This is a genomic window from Psychrobacillus sp. NPDC093200, from assembly GCF_050280345.1.
GTDB classification, from domain to species: domain Bacteria; phylum Bacillota; class Bacilli; order Bacillales_A; family Planococcaceae; genus Psychrobacillus; species Psychrobacillus faecigallinarum.
The window spans coordinates 1,410,305-1,428,033 of sequence record NZ_JBNNVC010000001.1 but is presented as its reverse complement, the minus strand read 5'-3'; the positions used below and the strand labels follow the sequence as shown (position 1 = coordinate 1,428,033).

Genomic DNA, 17,729 nt, shown 5'->3' with positions numbered 1-17,729 from the left:
ATGATACCAAACAAAAAACATACATTGTATCTTGTCGATACAATGTATGTTTTGTCGTTAATAATTATGAACAGCTATCGTAAGTAGTATTTTTTACTTTAGAGCCAGTTTCACCTCTAAGTAAATCTCCTTCGGTCGATTCAATAATTTGGTTAGTAACATTGTTAGAGATTGAATTAGCAACTAACTGTAACAAACTATTCACATCGCCTTGGGATTGCTTAAACTCTTGTACAATAGGAATATTGTCGATTTCTTCTTCTATTGCAGCAATTTTACCTTCAATCATCTTTAGTGCTTTTTCTTTACCAAGATGCTGGAAGTTAACCGCTTGTTTTTGTAGGCTCTTTAAGCTAGCAATTTTTTCACGAACGGATTGATTTTCATTAATTTGTGCTTCTGCACGTTTAAAGAAGTCAACCTCTTCCGTGTTTGCAATCATTGTAGCAATTTCTCTAGCCTTTTCAATAATATCGTCTCTAGTGTATTTAGTAGCCATTATATACCCACCTTTTCTTCAATTGTCGCTTCTACTAGTTCACCTGTCAGTGACCATGTTTTAGCATCTGTAATTCTGACTTTAACAAGCTGACCAATAATATCCTTCGGTCCAACGAAATTTACTAGCTTGCTTTTTCGAGTATATCCAGCAAGTACATCAGGGTTGTTTTTACTTTCCCCCTCTACTAATACCTCTACAATATCCCCTTCATGCTTTTTCATAGCAGTGGCAGACATTTCGTTTACTAAAGCATTTAAGCGTTGAAGTCGTTCTTTTTTAACTTCCATAGGCACATTATCAATCATTTTAGCTGCAGGTGTGCCTTCCCGTGGAGAATAAATATAAGTGTAAGCAATTTCAAATCCTACTTCTTTATAAAGAGAAAGCGTTTCCTCAAACTGCTCATCAGTTTCGTTAGGGAAACCAACAATAATATCAGTAGACAATGAAGCATTTGGAATAGCTGCCTTGATTTTTCTTACAAGCTCTAGGTAGTGTTCTCTTGTATATTTGCGAGCCATGATTTTAAGAATATCTGTTGAACCTGATTGAACTGGTAAATGAATATGCTCTACCAAATTTCCACCCTTTGCTAACACTTCGATTAAATGATCATCAAAGTCTCTGGGATGACTAGTCATGAAGCGAATTCTTGCTACATCTATTTTTCTTAAATCATCCATCAAATCTCCAAAACGATAGTCTAAGTCAGTAAAATCTTTACCATAGGCGTTTACATTTTGACCTAGAAGGGTAATTTCTTTATATCCTTGAGCTGCCAAATGACGGATTTCTTGAATGATATCCTCTGGTCGACGGCTACGCTCCTTACCTCGTGTATACGGTACGATGCAATATGTACAAAACTTATCACAACCATACATGATGTTTACCCATGCTTTAATAGATCCCTTACGCACACGTGGAAGGTTCTCGATTACATCTCCTTCTTTAGACCAAACTTCAATTACCATTTCTTTTGATAGGTATGCTTCGTTTAGAATATTAGGTAGACGATGAATATTATGTGTACCGAAAATCATATCTACTTGATCGTAGGTTTTTAATATTTTCTTCACAACTGATTCTTCCTGTGACATACAGCCACAAACACCAATAAGTAAATCAGGATTGCTTCTTCTTAAATGCTTTAAATGCCCAAGCTCACCAAATACTTTGTTTTCCGCATTTTCACGAATTGCACATGTATTTAGTAGAATGACGTTGGCATCTTCCACTGTGTTAGTCGGCTCATATCCCAATTGCATGAAAATACCAGCCATTACTTCTGTATCGTGCTCATTCATTTGACATCCGTAGGTACGTATATAAAATTTACGATTTTGTCCCATCCCTTTGAATTCATCTGCAATTGAAAAGTCGTTGTGGTAAGCCACTTCTTCTTTCCCACGTTTTTTTGCATCTTTTAAGGACGGGGGAGTGTAAACTGCTTGAAAATATTTACTATAATCTTTCTCCATTTTTTTTTCTGGAGAAGTAGTTTCTTTAATTTGAGTACTTTGTAAACGTGATTCCTCGTTCATAAGAACTCCCCTTTCTTTCATTCGCCAAAATCCGTATATCCATCCTATTATACTGAATAGTGCTCCATTGCTACAAGGTATTAAGCTTAAAAGTTCTTATTTAGACAAAATATATAAGGATTTTGAGGTTTATGTGATATTTTACATAGAATTAGATAGGCTTAGAGAAACTGGGATACGTTATTTGCTTATATATTTCCATATTATAAGATTTACATTACTTAGGGGTAGTTTTCAGCTATTTATGGGCGTCCCCTGTTATAGGAGCGCTTTTCTACTTTTTAGGGGAGTTCCACTTGTCTAGGAGCACTTTACTTCTATTTACGAGACACTTTCGCCTATTTAGGGGCGGGTTCCAGCTATTTAGGGGCGCTTCTCTACTATTTATGGGCGTTCCACTGATTTAGGAGCACTTTGCTTCTATTTACGAGACACTTTCTCCTACTTTAGGGGCGGGTTCCAGCCATTTAGGAGCGCTTTTCTACTTTTTAGGTGCGTTCCCCTGGTTTAGGAGCACTTTACTTCTATTTACGAGACACTTTCTCCTATTTTAGGGGCGGGTTTCTGCTATTTAGGGGCGCTTTTCTACTTTTTAGGGGCGTTCCACTGCTTTAGAAGCACTTTACTTCCATTTACGAGACACTTTCGCCTACTTTAGGGTCGGGTTTCAGCTATTTAGGAGTGCTTTTCTACTTTTTAGGGGCGTTCCACTGCTTTAGGAGCACTTTACTTCCATTTACGAGACACTTTCTCCTACTTTAGGAGCGGGTTTCAGCTATTTATGGGCGCTTTTCTACTATTTATGGACGTTCCACTGATTTAGGAGCACTTTGCTTCTATGTACGAGACACTTTCGCCTATTTAGGGGCGGGTTCCAGCTATTTAGGGGCGCTTCTCTACTATTTATGGGCGTTCCACTGATTTAGGAGCACTTTGCTTCTATTTACGAGACACTATCACCCTACTTCAGGGGTCCAACACCACTTTACCACTGAATTTCTAGACAGAAACTATTCAAGCATGATTGATAAACCACAAATAAAAGGCTCCTAGACATTAAAAGTCCAGGAGCCTTCTGTTATTACATAAAGTCTTTTAACAATGTGCTAAATTCTTTTTCACTCATCTTCAAGTTTTGATCAACAAGTGGGGTTGGTGCATATCCTGGTACCTGTTCTTGGTAGGATGGTGCGTTTTCGTCCTGATAGATAATACCTGTTACTAACCCTTCGTTTTCCATAACTACTCGTAGTGCTTCTTCACGATTAGTTGAATCGTATCCTTCCACGTTGGATAGCTTCGTTAAATGTTCTTTGAACCAGTCGTATGTGTTTACTTTGTTATAAGTAACACATGGGCTGAAAACGTTGATAAAGGAGAATCCTTTATGCTGAATACCAGCTTCGATGATAGCTGTCAGCTCTTTTATATCTGATGAGAAGCCCTGTGCAACAAATGTAGCTCCAGATGTAAGTGCCAGCTCAAGCGGCTTAACGGAAGGTTCTATTGCTCCGCCCGGTGTTGACTTTGTTTTAAATCCTTCTGCTGAACGAGGAGACGTTTGTCCCTTTGTTAACCCATAAATTTGATTGTCCATTACTACGTATGTTAAATCAATATTACGTCTAATCGAGTGAATCGTGTGCCCCATACCGATTGCAAATCCATCTCCGTCACCGCCAGATGCGATAACGTGTAAATCCTTATTGGCCATTTTTAACCCTTGGGCGATTGGTAGAGCTCTTCCGTGAATACCATGGAAGCCGTAAGAATGGATATATCCTGAGATACGTCCTGAACATCCAATTCCAGAGATTACTGCTAAATCATGCGGTTGGATGCCGACATTTGCTGCTGCACGTTGTATAGCCGCTTGTACAGAAAAGTCACCACATCCTGGGCACCAGTTTGGTTTTACATTGTTACGAAAATCTTTAAATGTTACCATCTGTTAGCATCTCCTTTACTTGTTTTGCAAGGCTTAATGGCAAGAATGGGGTGCCGTCGTATTTTAAGACACTCACTATTTTGTCATGACCGCCAACATTCATTTTAATAATGTTTGCCAATTGTCCTGTTGCGTTATTTTCCACAACCACTACTTTTTTAGCCTTTGATACTAAAGGCTGCATTTCTGCTGTTGGGAAAGGGTGTATCAAGCGAATATGTGCATGATTCACTTTAACTCCGTTTTCGTTTAACGTTTGTTGTAATTCCTCTAATACTCCACGAGTAGAATTAAAGCCTACAAATAAAATATCTGCTTCTTCATGAGGCGCGTTGACATACACCGGTTGGTCGAAGTTAACGTAGTTCAGCTTTTTCATACGCTTATCCATTTGGGCCTTACGATTTAAGGCTGCCTCTGAAGGCTTACCAGTTTCGTCATGCTCTACCCCTGTTACGTGGTGGATAGCATGCTTCATGCCAGGTAATACACGAGGAGAAATACCATCCTCTGTTACTTCATAGCGTTTAAAGTAAGCCTTATCTTCAGTTTCTGGAAGCTCTTCATCAATCATTAAGCGACCGCGACGAATTTCAATTTTAGAATAATCAAAAGGCTCTACTGTTTGCTTACCAAGTGATAATTGTAAGTCCGAAAGAATAATTACAGGTAGTTGGAGCTCTTCTGCAATGTTAAATGCTTGTATCGTATCGTAGAACGCTTCCTCACCAGTACTTGGTGCAATAACAACCTTTGGAATCTCACCATGTGTGCCGTAGATCATTTGCATCAAATCGGACTGTTCTTGTTTTGTTGGTAATCCAGTAGATGGGCCACCACGTTGAGTATCCACCACCACTAATGGTTGTTCGGTCATACCTGATAATCCGATTGCCTCCATCATTAGAGACAAACCAGGACCTGCAGATGCAGTGAATGCACGTACACCACCATAGTTAGAACCAATTGCCATTGTTGCTGCAGCAATTTCATCCTCTGTTTGAATAACTGCTCCACCGAATAGTGGTAGCTTTTTAATCATGTATTCCATTATTTCAGAGGCTGGTGTGATTGGATACGCTGCCATAAAGCGTACTCCAGCGGCTAATGCTCCCATAGCGATTGCATCGTTTCCAATCATGAATAGACGACGGTTGCCATCAGCAGGAGCTACCTCCCATTCTCCTAAACGGTCGCCAAGCTGCTGTGCCATAGTGTCATAGCCTTGTTGAATAGCTTGCATATTTTTTTCTACAACTTCTTGCCCTTTTTTACCAAAAATTTCATCGACAACGCTCTGGAATACTGCTTTGTCTAAGTTTAATAAAGCAGACGTTGCCCCAATTGCCACCATATTCTTCATAAGAGAAGTTCCAAGCTCAGAAGCAATCTCTGTAAAAGGTACGATATACATTGGTGCTAGACAGTCCTCTGGTGCCTCAGGTGAAAATTTAGCATCAGCTAGTATTACACTCTGTTCTGTAAGCTCTTTATAATTTACATCAATGGTTTCCTGATCGAACGCCACTAAAATATCTAAGTTATCTGGAATGGTACGTACTTGAGTAGGACGTACACAAATTTTATTGTTAGTATGTCCACCTTTAATTCGAGAAGAGAAATGACGGTATCCATATAAGTAGTATCCTAGGCGATTCATAGCCATAGAGAAAATCTCGCCCGTACTCTCAATACCTTCTCCTTGCTGCCCTCCTACTTTCCAAGAAAGCTGTTGCAACATATAAACATCTCCTTACTATTCTCTTTAAATGCTTTTTTCCTTCATTAGTTTATCACGAAGTAGGGATATTCACTATGTATTCCCTGTTTTTTTATAGAATTTCAGACCTTTGACGGAAATGCTTCGTCACCAATTATTCAAAAAATTAGTACTGTATGTACTTTCCCCAAAATTTAAGCCGCCACTTATAATAAGTAGCGACTTTTTGCATAACTTTATATAGAGCGCAAAGTCTCCTTATGGAGAACGATTTGCAACAATATATTATTTTGTTTTCTTTTCCACCAGTAATTTCAAAGCAGTTCGGTCTTCACCAGAGATAACAATATCTGTGAAAGCCGGGGAGCAAGTTAGGTCTGTGCCACTTGGAGCAACAAATCCTCTTGCTATAGCAATAGCTTTTATCGCTTGGTTTAATGCTCCTGCGCCTACTGCTTGCATTTCTGCATAACCTTGTTCTCTTATAACTGCAACTAATGCACCAGCAACTGAATTTGGGTTTGAACGAGAAGATACTTTTAAAGAATCCACTATCATTTCTCCTTTTATCGCTATATTTATGAACTTGCTTTCGTTCATAAACTAACTTATGCTCGGAAGAAATTATTTAGACATTTTTAAGCCTCAAATGGATAATCTTCGTTAATATAAATTCTTTCCTGATGTATCGCTTTACCTGTTTTGTTATCTACCTCTACGAAAAATCCACTTAGTACCGAACGCCCACTCTTTGGCACTTCAAAGCGAGTTGGCATATTTGTTTGAAAACGGTACAGGACATCTTCTTTTTTCATACCTAATACTTCGTCATAAGGTCCTGTCATCCCTACATCTGTAATATAAGCAGTACCACCAGGCAGAATACGAGAATCTGCTGTTTGTACATGTGTATGAGTACCAACAACGACAGATGCCTTTCCGTCTAAATGCCAGCCAAAAGCAATCTTTTCACTTGTCGCTTCTGCATGAAAGTCTACAAATACGATTGGCGATAGCTTTTTTGCTTCCTCTACCATTTCCGTTGCCATCTTAAATGGATCTTCATGCGGCGGCAAGAAGGTTCTGCCGTGCATATTGATAACTGAAATAGTATGACCGTTTTTTGTAACAGAGGTCATTCCTTTTCCAGGTGCCTCTTCTGAAAAATTAGCTGGGCGAATTAAATAATCTGTATCATCAATGAAATCCATAATTTCTTTTTGGTCCCATGTATGATTTCCCATAGTTACTACATCTACCCCCATATGTAAAAGGGAGTTAAAAATATTTTTTGTAATGCCTCTACCTGCTGCTGCATTCTCTCCATTTGCAATTACTACATCTGGATTATATTTTCTTTTCAATCTTGGCAAGTAGCTTTCTAACGTATCTCTACCAATAGATCCAACAATGTCACCAATAAATAAAATTTTCATTATTTTAATAACTTCCCTTCACGAAAAAAAGGCTTCATTTCGAAGCCTTTTAATTTCAATTTCATTTTTTCTTTACTTATTTTGCATACTCGACAGCTCTTGTTTCTCTGATTACTGTTACTTTAATGTGACCAGGATAATCGAGCTCTTCTTCGATTCGCTTACGGATATCTCTAGCCAAGCGATGTGCTGTAATGTCATCGATTTGGTCTGGACGTACCATTATGCGAATCTCTCTACCCGCTTGAATAGCAAAAGATTTTTCAACACCATCATATGATTCTGAAATCTCTTCCAACTTTTCTAGACGGCGAATATAGTTTTCCAATGTTTCACTTCTTGCACCTGGTCTTGCTGCGGATAATGCATCTGCAGCAGCTACTAATACCGCAATAACAGATGTAGCCTCTGTATCACCATGGTGGGAAGCGATACTGTTAATCACTACTGGATGTTCTTTATACTTTCTAGCAAGTTCTACACCAATTTCTACGTGACTACCTTCTACTTCATGGTCAATAGCTTTACCAATGTCATGTAGTAAGCCAGCACGTCTAGCTAATGTAACGTCTTCCCCTAGTTCAGCTGCTAATAGTCCAGCTAAATATGCAACCTCTGTGGAATGTTTTAGTACGTTTTGTCCGTAACTTGTACGGTATCTTAAACGACCTAAAATTTTCATCAAATCTGGGTGTAAATTATGAACACCTACGTCAAATGTAGTCTGTTCACCAATTTCACGAATTTGTTCATCTACTTCTCTTCTAGATTTCTCTACCATTTCTTCGATTCGAGCTGGATGGATACGTCCGTCTTGTACTAATTTTTCTAGAGCAAGTCGAGCAGTCTCTCTTCTAATAGGATCGAATCCAGAAAGAATAACAGCTTCTGGCGTATCATCAATGATCAAATCAATACCTGTTAATGTTTCTAACGTACGAATGTTTCGTCCTTCGCGTCCGATAATTCGCCCTTTCATCTCATCGTTTGGTAAATTTACAACTGACACAGTTGTTTCAGCAACATGATCTGCCGCAAATCTTTGCAAAGCAAGTGAAAGTATTTCTCTAGATTTTTTGTCAGCCTCTTCTTTGGCTCTTGTTTCTGACTCTTTAGTCATCACAGCAATATCGGTTGCTAGTTCGTTTTCTACCTCTTGAAGAATAATTGTTTTTGCTTCTTCTCGTGTTAACGTAGAAATACGTTGAAGCTCGCTTTGTTGCTTATCAACTAATTCATCCACTTCACTTTCCTTCTGTTCGATATGCTGTTGTCTTTGTGTTAGAGCATCTTCTTTACGCTCAAGACTTACTTCTCTCTTGTTTAGAGCATCATCTTTACGATCTAGGTTCTCTTCTCTTTGTAATAACCGATTTTCCTGTTTTTGCAGTTCCATGCGGCGTTCTCGGATGTCAGATTCAGCTTCATTTCGTAATTGGTGAGTTTCATCTTTGGCTTCTAATAGTGCTTCTTTCTTTAATGCTTCTGCTTCTCGCTTTGCTTCCTCTAAAATGAGCGCAGAAGATTGTTTTGCACCAGTCACTTTTGAATCATTCACTTTTTTCAGATAAGTGTAACCAACAGCGCCACCAACAAGTAGACCAAGCAAAGCGGAGATGATAATTTCCATCATTTCGAACACCCCCTATTGCTATACTTTTAAGTTTCAGTTGGCACAAATATGCAATAATTAGTGCATATTTGTACAGCCTTTTTATCATTTAATAAAGAAATTATACAATTTTAATTGTATAGATGTAGAAATACTCTGTCAAGGAAACGGGAGAATATTATTAGTTTTAGGGGAGGGGGGTCTTCATATTATAAAGAGCAAAAGAAAAGTATAGGGTGATTTTGGGTAAATACTTTTTTATTGATATTATGATATGTGATAGATATGGTTAATTTTTACTTCAGATGGACGCTTTTCACAAGGAAGCATAACCCTTCTCCTTCGATTATTGCCATTGTATGCTAGCTTATCTTTCTCACCAACAACAACCAAGAGTCTTCACCTAAAAAATCGTTTGGATCAAACTTACTCATTATATAAAGCTATCAAATAATATTTTCCTTGAAAAATGAATAATAGATGAATATACACTTTCCACCGTAGGTATGATATGCCATCCCGGGGTTCTCAGCTATAAACTTTATTTTAAAAAAAGGTATCAAGAGATAGACTCTTAATACCTTTTGTAATTCTTCCCTAAAAGAAGAAGCTTAACTTTTTATTTTTCATCATCTAAAAGTAGCTCGAATTCGCCGTCTTCTTCCTCTTGTTCATGTGCTGCAATAACAAATGAATTTGAAGTCATTCCTAAAGATTGACGAATTTTTGATGCGATTTCGTCTTTAATAGCAGGATTTTCCTTCAAGAATTGTTTAGCGTTTTCTCGCCCTTGACCTATGCGTTCTTCATTGTATGCATACCAAGAACCGCTTTTTTGGATAATATCGTATTCAGAACCTATGTCGACGATTTCTCCTTCTTGAGAAATCCCTTCTCCATACATAATGTCTACTTCTGCTGTTTTAAATGGTGGAGCAACTTTATTTTTTACTACTTTAATTTTTGTTTTGTTACCCATAATGTCAGTACCTTGTTTAATAGCTTCTGCACGTCTTACTTCCAAGCGAACGGAACTATAGAATTTAAGCGCACGACCACCTGGTGTTACCTCTGGGTTACCAAACATTACGCCTACTTTTTCACGAATCTGGTTGATGAAAATAGCTATCGTGTTAGATTTGTTAATAACACCAGAAAGCTTACGCAAAGCCTGAGACATTAAGCGAGCTTGAAGACCGATATGAGAATCTCCCATTTCCCCTTCTATCTCTGCTTTTGGTACTAAAGCTGCTACGGAATCAATAACTATGATTTCAACCGCACCACTGCGAACTAGAGCTTCTGCGATTTCAAGGGCTTGCTCTCCAGTGTCAGGTTGAGATAATAATAATTCATCGATATTAACGCCTAGTTTTTGTGCATAGACAGGGTCCAATGCATGCTCAGCATCAATAAATGCTGCTTGGCCACCAGTTTTTTGAATTTCTGCAATTGCGTGAAGAGCTACTGTTGTTTTACCTGAGCTTTCAGGTCCATAGATTTCAATAATACGGCCACGTGGATATCCGCCTATTCCAAGAGCTGCATCCAAAGCTAGGGAACCACTTGAAGAAGTGGAGATTTCACGGTCTGTTTTCTCTCCTAGCTTCATAACTGAACCTTTCCCAAATTGCTTCTCTATTTGTTTTAAAGCCATTTCTAACGCTGCTTTACGATCATTAGCCAAATGTATTTCCTCCTAGAAACTATCATTTTTTTTACTATCTTTAGTATACTCGGTCTTTGAGAAATTTACAAGAAAAAAGCGAACATCTATTCGTTTATTTATTAAGACTATCATAATTTGATAGGAAAAAACAGCTCAAAATAGTATTTTGGGCCGTTTTTTATAGTCAAAATTAAATTTTTGAAAGTCCCTCTTCTCTGAGTATACGGATAAGATAATGGATTGCAAATTTCACAGTTCTTAATCTATTCGTGTTTCTCATGCCTGAAAGATTCAATTTATAGGATATTGGCGCAACGTCCCCATAGGCAATTCCAATCCAAACCGTACCGGCCGGTTGGTCGCCATGTCCGTCTGGACCTGCAGCTCCAGTGATACCTACACCAATTGTTGTATTAAATTTCTCTTTAACACGGATTGCCATCTCCTCGGCAACCTGACTAGAGACTACACTGTGTTCATCAATGGTTTCCTTCTTAACACCTAGTTGATTGATTTTTACTTCTTCAGTGTAAGTGATAACACCACCTACTAGCGCAACCCCCATTCCCGGGACCGCTGCCAACTCTGATTGGAAAAGACCTGCCGTCATACTTTCTGCAGCAGATATTGTTAGTTCATTGTCAATTAGAATATCTCTTAACTTCGAGGCAAGTGATTCGTTATTATAGCCATACACATATTTACCGACACGGTTTAAAATTTCAGCCTGTAGCATTTCAATGCTTTTCCATGCTTCTTCCTCAGTGTCTGCTTTCGCAGTAAGTCTTAACGTTACCTCTCCATCAGAAGCCAAAGGAGCTAAAGTTGGATTTGTTTGATTGTCTAACAAGTCTTGGACCTGTGTCTCTAACTCTGCTTCTCCTATTCCATAAAAGCGTATTACATGAGACATAATAACGTTTTCTTTATACAACAACTTAGGTAGTAGTGGCTTAGCCTCAAATTGGAACATCGGTTCCAATTCCTTTGGGGGCCCAGGTAATAACATATATGCATGGTTCTCTGTTGAAAGAAGCATTCCTGGAGCCATCCCATGCTTGTTTTCCAAGACTGTACAGCCTTCTAAAACCAGCGCTTGTTTTTTGTTATTCTCAGTCATCATTCTTCCTGATCTTTTAAAGAAATCTTCTATATACATAATCGCGTGATCATCAAGTACAAGATTTTTGTTAAGGTGTTTAGCAATTGTTTCTTTTGTTAGGTCGTCCTTAGTAGGCCCTAAACCTCCTGAAAAAATAATTAGGTCTGCTCGTTCTTCTGCGATTTTGATGGAGTCTAATAACCGATTGGGATTATCTCCAACTACCGTATGGTAATATACGTCTATCCCTAACTCCGCAAGCTGGGAAGATATGAATCGGGCATTTGTATTAGAAATCTGACCTAATAATAGCTCTGAACCTACCGCAATAATCTCTGCTTTCATTCCTATACTTCCTTCCTACTTTGAGTCAAGTAACACTTTACGATTCAAATAGAAATAATCAAATCCCGACCATACTGTGAAGAATAGACAAACATACAGCATAATCATATCGAATGGGAAGTTGAACATTTCAAAGAATACATTTCCTAATAGTAAGGATGAAATCGCAATTATTTGTGTCCACATTTTTATCTTGCCAAGCTGGTTTGCCGCCACTACCTCTCCAGTATTAGCTAAAATTAATCGTAGTCCAGTCACGGCAAATTCGCGGCTGATAATTAATATAACTACCCAAGCTGGCGCAACTCCAAACTGCACGAGAATTATTAATGCCGCTGACACAAGCAATTTATCTGCTAATGGGTCCAAAAATTTACCCATATTCGTTACTAAATTATATTTTCGAGCGTAATAGCCATCGATAAAGTCTGTAATAGAGGCGATAATAAAAATAATTGCACCTATTAGATGGTTTGTTGGGATTGTTGCACCTAAAAAGCTAACTTCTCCCCAGTTAAAGTCTACTAGCATAAAAATCATAAAAATTGGGATTAAAAAAATTCGAAACATAGAAATTCTATTTGGTATATTCATTTTGAAAAACTCCTTTCATCTTTCAAACAAAATAGCCATCTCATCGATGACTATTTGTTGAACTGTATAACTAAATTTTGTGGGCTTTTTTCTGTTGGAAATTCTACTAACTGGTCATTAATATATACCTCGCTGATTAGAACATCCCCAACACGAACACGGATTTGGGACTTATCTGTTACATCCAATTCGTATGGAGTCCCTGAATTGACCCAGCTATCATATAATTTATTACTATCCTGATCTTTTAAGTTTAACCAAGTTTTAGCACTATTAGCCACAACTTTAAGCTTAAAAGTCTCTGAACCGCTGACAGTATAAGTAGTAGTTTCTCCCTCGGTTCCCACTAAGGTAACCACTTGCTCAGGTGTAGGTTTCTCTTCCTCTTCCTCCACTACTGCCTCTTTTTCCTTTTCTTCCTCTTCGTTATCTACTGCTGTTTGATCAGTTGAAGGACGGTTCGTTTCTAGCGTTACATTTTCTTCAGTTTTCAATTCACTTGAATCGTCTGCTTCAGGTGAATTCTGTCTTAATACCCATACAATCACAATAATCGCTACAATAAACAATGCAACTATAATCATCGGCACTATCTCCATAAACTTATTCGAAGATCGCCCACCTAAGGTTCTTCTTGATGGTGTAGTTGGTATACTTTTAGCAACTTCCTCGTTTGCAGGGCTTGGAATTTCTGCTTTGTACGTTTCTAAGAGTTCATCGCCATTTAAGCCGACAGCTTCTGCATATTGCTTAATAAAAGCTCTCACATAAAAGGCTCCTGGCATTGTTGAATAGTTTCCTTCTTCAATATTCGCCAAATATCTTTTTTGTATTTTAGTTATTTCTTGTAAATCCTCAATACTATAGCCTTTTGCTATTCTCGCTTCTTTTAAGCGAGTTCCAAGTTCAGTCATATAAAACACCTACCCGTTAAAAATTAAATCCGCCAAATCCGCCAAAGCCACCCATTCCCTTGTCGGACATACCGTGATTCTTCTCCATCATTTCATACGTTATTTCCTCATCAGGACTATGGCGAAGCTCAATTATATAATCAAAATCTTCAATGGAATATTCTGAATGCTGGATGAACATATCTGGATGCTCAACTACTTTAATAGTAGGCATCCTCATCATTTCCCTTACTAGCTGAAGATGTTTTTCATCGTTTGATTTTCGGGTAACAATACCATCCAGTATAAAAATATTACGATCACTGAATTCATCTCCTGCGAGCTGATTTCTAATAGTTTGCTTAATCATGGTAGACGATAAGAAAATCCACTTTTTGTTCGCACATACACTAGCCGCCACTACAGATTCTGTTTTTCCAACTCGTGGCATCCCTCTTATACCTATCAGCTTGTGTCCTTCCTGTTTAAAAATTTCAGCCATAAAATCAACAAGAAGTCCAAGCTCGTCTCTTACAAAACGAAAAGTCTTTCTATCATCCGCATCTCTTTGTATGTACCTTCCATGACGAACAGCTAAACGGTCTCTTAACTTAGGCTCACGGAATTTAGTCAAATGAATCGTTTCCATTGTGGAAATGATGTGCTCAAAGCGTTCAATATTTTCTTTTTTCTCTGCCTTAATGAGCATACCACGTCTACCCTCGTCCACTCCATTAATTGTAACTATATTTACTCGTAACATACCTAATAGAGAAGAAATGTCTCCTAAAAGTCCGGGACGATTTACTTGAATTTCATATTCAAAAAACCACTCACTTGCCATCATGTATTCCTCCCTGTTTAGAATGACGTTTTCACTTCATTAATAGTTCTATCATATATGATTTTATACCTGAATAAAAGGAAAAAAGAAAAGAGAGGCAATTCTCTCTTTTCTTTTACTTAAATATACCATCCACCATTTACTCGGATAATTTGGCCGGTAATATAATATGCTTTTTCACTAGCCAAAAAGGCGATGACATTCGCTACGTCCTGTGGGTTACCGAATACACCTGAAGGAATTTCTTCTAATATAAGATTTCGTGATTCTTCGTCTAGATGAGCATTCATTTTCGTATCAATGAAACCTGGAGCGACCACATTCACCGTTGTTTTCTGCATGGCAACCTCTTTCGCATAAGCCTTAACGAAAGCATGCTGAGCACCCTTGGCAGCAGAATAGGCAACTTCATAGGAAGCGCCTGTCTCCCCCCAAATAGAGCCAACAAAGATGATTGAGCTATGCTCATGTTTACGTAGCTTCGGAGATAACTTCCCAACTAAAAACATTGGATGCTCAATATGAACTTGGAAAAGCTTCTGAATTTCATTTAAAGCAGTTTCCTCCAGTCCTTTATACAAGCTATGCCCTTGGGCAAATACTACAGATTGCAATGTGAATATAGAATTTGCCATTATTTCTATTGCATTAGAGTCTGAGAGGTCAGCTTGAATAGATATAAATTCCTGTTCAGGATAAGCAAGATTCAAAGTAGCTAAAAGTTCATCCATTTTTTCTTTATTGCTAGCAAAATGAAGGTATAAGGACCATCCCAACTCTGCCAGGCTATGGCTGACTGCAATCCCTATCTCTCCAGATGCTCCTACTACTAACGCAAATCTTTTATCCATTATTTATTTCTTTCGAAGGAATAATCTTAAATACGGTATGTGTATTTTCGTCCTTAAACGCTTCAAAAGCTGTTTTAACCTGCTCCATTTTCAGATTTTCTAAAGCAGGAACTACGTCGAATAAATTCATATCATTAAATTTATAGCGCGTAAATTGGTTTGCAATATATTCAATAGAATTGAGGGCTCTCAAGAAATGCCCGATTTTTTTTCTTGTAATTTGTTTTAAGTCTTTCTCTTCAAATGTCCAATTTGTTGCGAACTTGTTAATAGTTTCCTTTATACTCTGACTAAGTTCATCCACGTTAGCAGTATCTGAACCAATCATCGCAAAACCATACCCTTCTTCCATCGAGAAGTCTGCACTGTAGGATTCATCTATTAATCCTTTTTCATATACATCTTGGAAAAAGGCAGAGGTTCTACCGAATATAAGTTCAACAGCAACTTGCATTGCCAACTCATAGTTTAGCATCTCTTCCCCAGTAATATTAACATTACTCGATTTGACACCGTATAGAAGCTTGGATTTTTGGACATCCATTTTTAGTGTACGCTCTTTTTTATCCACCTGCGTTTGCTCCTCTGGATAAAAACGAACAATTTCCTCAGGAGCTTTAAAATCCTTCTTCGCTTGATTATCTTTTACAAACTCCATCATCTCTTTAGGATCTACTGCTCCCACTACGAACAGCACCATATTAGATGGGTGATAGAAAGTATTGTAGCACTCGTATAAATGTTCCGCTGTAATATGGCTAATTGACTCGATTGTTCCTGCGATGTCAATTTTCACCGGATGCTCCTTATACATATTTTCAATCGTTCCAAAGTATAAACGCCAGTCCGGCTGATCATCGTACATTGTAATCTCTTGGCCGATTATACCCTTTTCCTTTTCCACCGTTTGCTCAGTAAAATATGGCTCCTGTACAAAATCAAGAAGAGTTTTTGTGTTTTCTAAAATATTGTCAGTAGAAGAAAACAGATAGGAGGTTCTAGTAAAGGAAGTAAATGCATTAGCAGAAGCCCCGTTTTCACTAAATTTTTGGAAAACATCCCCTTCTTCTTTTTCAAACATTTTATGTTCTAAAAAGTGGGCTATTCCGTCAGGCACTATGACAGGATCTTTTTTTCCAAGTGGGATAAATTCTCGGTCAATTGAACCGTATTTTGTTGTAAAGGTTACATAAGTTTTAGAGAAGCCTTTCTTTGGCAAAATATAAACATTTAATCCATTAGAAAGTTCTTCATGGTAGAGCGTTTCTTCTAATTGTTCAAAGTGAGTTTCATTCATTGTCTGCACCGTCCTTACCAGATAAGAAATAGACAAATTCTTTTTGGATGTTTGTTGCCATCTCTTGAATTTGCTCCTTCGTTACTTTTTCCCACTTAGCTGTCCAGTTCTCCACTGTGAAGGATTCATCAAGTTCTTTATATTGATCATAGATTTCTATTTGTGCCCTAGCAGAGTCAAGGGATTCTTTTAGTTGGTTTTTAAGCATTGATTTTGTTTGATTGATTTCTAAATCTGTTATTTCTCCATTTTGCATCTCTTTTAACTGTTCGTCTATCAATGCTACTGCTTTTTCCTCTACTGTAGGATCAATCCCTGCAAGAACAAAAATACGGCCATAAAGAGAAGAAAAGCTACTAGAAGCATAATATGCCATACTTTCCTTTTCACGCACATTCATAAATATTTTTGAATGTGCAAAGCCTCCCAAAATACCATTAGTAATTTGCATGATTGGAAACTCTTTAGAGTAAAACGTGACTGGAGTACGATAAGAAATATGTAATTTCCCCTGCTTCATGTCTTGTTTTTCATGGACAAAATCTGTGTTGATAGTTGAAACAGCACTTTCGGTTTCTTTAGGGATGTCTGCAGAACGGCCTTCAAATGGGAAATACTCTCCAATTTTAGCTTTCATTTCTTCTACATTTACATCTCCTACAATATAAATTGACAGTGGTTCTTTAGTAAGCAAAGTTTGATGCATTTCAACTAGCTGCTCATTAGTCACTTGTTTTACTGTTTCCACATTACCATTTGCACTAATTGAGGCAGGATGGTTGGGTAAAATATTCTCAAGTAATCTTTGTTGTGCAAAGCGGGTTTTGTCATCATACATTGACTGGATACGCTCTATAACTTGCTCTTTCTCTCTTTTTACTACTGACTCTACGAATTTCCCGTTGTCCAAGTTCGGTTTAAAAAGAACTGTCTGCAGTAATGAAAGTACCTCATCAACTACAGTTTCATTAGACAAATATGCGTCGTTTACCGTTTCAGCATTTAAAGAAAAAATATGGTTTAAACCTTTTTTAGATGTATCAAAATATAAAATAGCTCCAAACAATTCATCTAATCGCTTTCTAAAAGAAGCGTAGGTAGGATATTCTGCATTACTATACTGCAGCACATTTGCTAAGACAGCACGAATAGCTGCTGTTTCTACAGTTAATGGTTTTTTCCATTTAAAAGAAATATTAATGGTCTTAAATTGCTCAGTAGGTCTTATATAAAGCTGAACACCTTTGGCTAATTCAAAATGTTGAAACATGAAAATAATTCCCCCTTTTTCTTTCTAGTGTTGCTCATATACCTTTTCACTATACATCTTCTAATTATATCAATACAAACAAAAGGGACCAAATGATTGGTC

At 37.7% G+C, this 17,729-nt stretch carries 15 protein-coding genes; all 15 read right to left on the bottom strand.

Annotated elements, in window-relative coordinates:
• Positions 1-64: 64 nt before the first annotated feature.
• Complete coding sequence (locus tag ACQKNZ_RS06925) at positions 65-499, bottom strand: RicAFT regulatory complex protein RicA family protein (RefSeq protein ID WP_144538122.1); 435 nt, start codon at positions 497-499, stop codon at positions 65-67.
• Positions 499-2,046: a tRNA (N6-isopentenyl adenosine(37)-C2)-methylthiotransferase MiaB gene (miaB, locus tag ACQKNZ_RS06920; RefSeq protein ID WP_144538121.1), complete on the bottom strand. Its 1,548-nt coding sequence runs from the start codon at positions 2,044-2,046 to the stop codon at positions 499-501. The genes ACQKNZ_RS06925 and miaB overlap by 1 nt, the downstream gene beginning before the upstream one ends.
• A 1,081-nt stretch (positions 2,047-3,127) precedes the next feature.
• Positions 3,128-3,994 carry a 2-oxoacid:ferredoxin oxidoreductase subunit beta gene (locus ACQKNZ_RS06915; protein WP_144538120.1) on the bottom strand — a complete coding sequence of 289 codons (867 nt, stop codon included), beginning with the start codon at positions 3,992-3,994 and terminating at the stop codon, positions 3,128-3,130.
• Complete coding sequence (locus tag ACQKNZ_RS06910; RefSeq protein ID WP_154311087.1) at positions 3,981-5,735, bottom strand: 2-oxoacid:acceptor oxidoreductase subunit alpha; 1,755 nt, start codon at positions 5,733-5,735, stop codon at positions 3,981-3,983. Before ACQKNZ_RS06910 ends, ACQKNZ_RS06915 begins: the two co-directional genes overlap by 14 nt.
• 264 nt (positions 5,736-5,999) lie before the next feature.
• Entirely contained in the window at positions 6,000-6,266 is a 267-nt protein-coding gene (locus ACQKNZ_RS06905) for a stage V sporulation protein S (RefSeq protein WP_144538118.1), read from the bottom strand.
• Between the two features lie 86 nt (positions 6,267-6,352).
• Positions 6,353-7,150, bottom strand: coding sequence for a TIGR00282 family metallophosphoesterase (locus ACQKNZ_RS06900; RefSeq protein WP_151110486.1), 798 nt, complete (start codon positions 7,148-7,150; stop codon positions 6,353-6,355).
• 76 nt (positions 7,151-7,226) lie between these two features.
• A complete protein-coding gene (gene rny, locus ACQKNZ_RS06895; RefSeq protein ID WP_144538257.1) occupies positions 7,227-8,780 on the bottom strand; it encodes a ribonuclease Y in 1,554 nt (517 codons plus the stop codon).
• Between the two features lie 601 nt (positions 8,781-9,381).
• On the bottom strand, positions 9,382-10,449 hold the full coding sequence (gene recA / locus ACQKNZ_RS06890; protein WP_225215853.1) for a recombinase RecA: 1,068 nt from the start codon (positions 10,447-10,449) through the stop codon (positions 9,382-9,384).
• A 172-nt stretch (positions 10,450-10,621) separates the two neighbouring features.
• Complete coding sequence (locus tag ACQKNZ_RS06885; protein WP_342578327.1) at positions 10,622-11,878, bottom strand: competence/damage-inducible protein A; 1,257 nt, start codon at positions 11,876-11,878, stop codon at positions 10,622-10,624.
• A 15-nt stretch (positions 11,879-11,893) separates the two neighbouring features.
• Positions 11,894-12,472 (bottom strand): CDP-diacylglycerol--glycerol-3-phosphate 3-phosphatidyltransferase, encoded by a 579-nt coding sequence (gene pgsA / locus ACQKNZ_RS06880; RefSeq protein WP_144538115.1) that lies wholly within the window; start codon positions 12,470-12,472, stop codon positions 11,894-11,896.
• Positions 12,473-12,522: 50 nt separating this feature from the next.
• Positions 12,523-13,386 (bottom strand): helix-turn-helix domain-containing protein, encoded by an 864-nt coding sequence (locus ACQKNZ_RS06875; RefSeq protein WP_427658693.1) that lies wholly within the window; start codon positions 13,384-13,386, stop codon positions 12,523-12,525.
• Positions 13,387-13,402: 16 nt separating this feature from the next.
• Positions 13,403-14,209 (bottom strand): DUF3388 domain-containing protein, encoded by an 807-nt coding sequence (locus tag ACQKNZ_RS06870; RefSeq protein ID WP_144538113.1) that lies wholly within the window; start codon positions 14,207-14,209, stop codon positions 13,403-13,405.
• 119 nt (positions 14,210-14,328) lie between these two features.
• Positions 14,329-15,060 carry an elongation factor P 5-aminopentanone reductase gene (ymfI, locus tag ACQKNZ_RS06865; protein WP_427658691.1) on the bottom strand — a complete coding sequence of 244 codons (732 nt, stop codon included), beginning with the start codon at positions 15,058-15,060 and terminating at the stop codon, positions 14,329-14,331.
• Positions 15,053-16,357, bottom strand: coding sequence for an EF-P 5-aminopentanol modification-associated protein YfmH (gene yfmH / locus ACQKNZ_RS06860; RefSeq protein ID WP_427658689.1), 1,305 nt, complete (start codon positions 16,355-16,357; stop codon positions 15,053-15,055). Before yfmH ends, ymfI begins: the two co-directional genes overlap by 8 nt.
• Positions 16,350-17,627 carry an EF-P 5-aminopentanol modification-associated protein YfmF gene (yfmF, locus tag ACQKNZ_RS06855; protein ID WP_144538110.1) on the bottom strand — a complete coding sequence of 426 codons (1,278 nt, stop codon included), beginning with the start codon at positions 17,625-17,627 and terminating at the stop codon, positions 16,350-16,352. The genes yfmH and yfmF overlap by 8 nt, the downstream gene beginning before the upstream one ends.
• Between the last annotated feature and the right edge of the window lie 102 nt (positions 17,628-17,729).